This is a genomic window from Escherichia sp. AM3 (genome assembly GCF_032029835.1).
Lineage (GTDB): Bacteria > Pseudomonadota > Gammaproteobacteria > Enterobacterales > Enterobacteriaceae > Escherichia > Escherichia coli.
Genome location: NZ_JAVUPQ010000230.1, coordinates 1 through 1,929, shown reverse-complemented (window position 1 = coordinate 1,929; position 1,929 = coordinate 1). Strand labels below are relative to the sequence as shown.

At 57.6% G+C, this 1,929-nt stretch carries 2 protein-coding genes; both read right to left on the bottom strand.

All coding sequences use genetic code 11. The annotated features are described in order from the left end of the window. A partial coding sequence (tssM, locus tag RTW80_RS24495) for a type VI secretion system membrane subunit TssM (protein WP_312720658.1) occupies positions 1 to 1,649 on the bottom strand: 1,649 nt, incomplete at its 3' end. 108 nt (positions 1,650 to 1,757) lie between these two features. After that, the coding region (locus tag RTW80_RS24490; RefSeq protein ID WP_198672641.1) for a type VI secretion system domain-containing protein at positions 1,758 to 1,929 on the bottom strand (172 nt) is incomplete at its 5' end.

Genomic DNA, 1,929 nt, shown 5'->3' with positions numbered 1-1,929 from the left:
ACCGCGAGTTTTTCTTCACTCTCCGGCGGCGCGGCGTTCATCGCTTTGACCAGCCCGTTAAACAGCGAGGGCAGGTAACGTTGCTCCAGCAGTTGCAGATAGGTCTGTTCCACATAAGGCCCGATACGTCGTCCCTGGTACAGTCCCATATCGGCCAGACGGCTGCGGTCGCCCCAGTCGCCATAGGCCAGTGTGGCATCGCGTACCGGGTTCAGAAGCGGCAGTTGCAGGTTGCCAAAGTCATCTTCCCCCTGCGGAGGCGGCACGTCCATAAAGGCTTTGGCCTGCTTAAGCACGGTGATGCCGGACTGATAGTTACCGTTGTAATAGTGATGCCAGCCGGTGATGAGCAGAAGTGCTGCCACGCCGCCTGTGGCAGAGAAAACTGTCAGGCGGCGACGGGAACGTATCAGCCAGGCGCGGCTCTCTGTTGCCAGATTAGGCTCTGCGAGTAATGCCTGCGGGAACAGGCTGCGGGTGAAATAAGGCGCGGTGTCCACCAGGGGCCAGGACGCCAGTGGGTTATTGCCCAGCCGGTACTGGCGGGCGGCAGACTGGGTGAATATATCATCCATCTGCCCACGCTGAAGCGAAGAGGTGAGATAGACACCACGCAGCATCACGTTCATATTTTCGCCATCAAGCAGACCCTCAAGCAGTGACACCAGCGGTTCACGGCTTCCCTGCATCTGGCGGGAAAAACTGAATAAAGACGTGCGGGTGTGAGTCTGAGCGACCATCAGATCCGGCAACGCCAGATTCATTCGATCCACCCATGTCTGCCAGAAAGCATTCAACTCTGTTCGCCAGTCATCATTTTCATGGGCGCGGCGGGTGAACGTGACGCCCAGAATCGCATCGCGATCCTGTCTGTTCAGTGACTGGAACAGGGCGGCAAAACCCTGCAATAAATCAAGCCGGGTGAGTACCACGTAAACCGGTAACTGGCAGTGAAGATGCTGGCGTATATCCTGCAAGCGGCTGCGCAGCGTCTGTAACAGATGCTCGCGGCGGCGTTTGTCTGCGGTAAGCAGATCGGGTAAATCGAGTGTCAGAATAATCCCGTTCAGCGGCTGGCGCGCGCGCTTTTCTTTCAGCCAGCCGAGGGCATGTTCCCACAGACGGCGATGCAGGATATCCGCATCAGCGGGAGCGCAGAGTGTGCCGTCGATATCAAAGATCACCGCCTGTTTACCGACATGGGGCGTAAGGTACAGGCGTTGTTCTGCGCCGCGCGCGCCCTCCGGGGCATAAATAATGTCGGACGGAAACCCCTCGCGCAGCAGTGTCGTTTTGCCACTGCCCGCCGGGCCGATGACCATATACCACGGCAACTGCCACAGGAAACGGCGGTTGTCGAGATAGCGTTGCAGGCGCAGCAGCCAGCGGTCAAGATAACGCTGCTGGGCGTTCAGTTCCACGCTGAGCGGATCAACGGCTTCCTCGCGCTGTTGCTTTTGCATTTTTTCAAGCTGTTGCAGGCGCTTCATCACCCGGACGGTAAGCCACATCAGGGCAATAATCCCCCACGCCGCCGTTGCCAGCCAGCGGTTCGCCAGTGGTTTGAGCCACTGTTCTTCATACAGCGTCCACGTCGGGCCTTTCCACCAGATCCACACCAGCAGAAAAATCCACGCCAGTATCAGCAGCCAGAAAGCAGAGACTTTAAACCGGGGCATCGCCGGTCGCAGGGCTGATTTGAGTCCGCTGAGTAGTCGGGGTGTTGGTAATCTGAACACAAAAACTCCTGTTCTCTTTTATTGTTCTGCCGTGAATTTTTGTTCTAGCTGCTCAAGCAGGGACGGCTCCCAGTCTGCCACCATCATCTGCAATCCCATCCTGAACAACATCCGGTACTGCTGCTGCGCAAGCTGTACCAGCCCCGCCTCTTCCGTCAACTGTGCGGCAAGGTACTGGCGGTGAAACTGA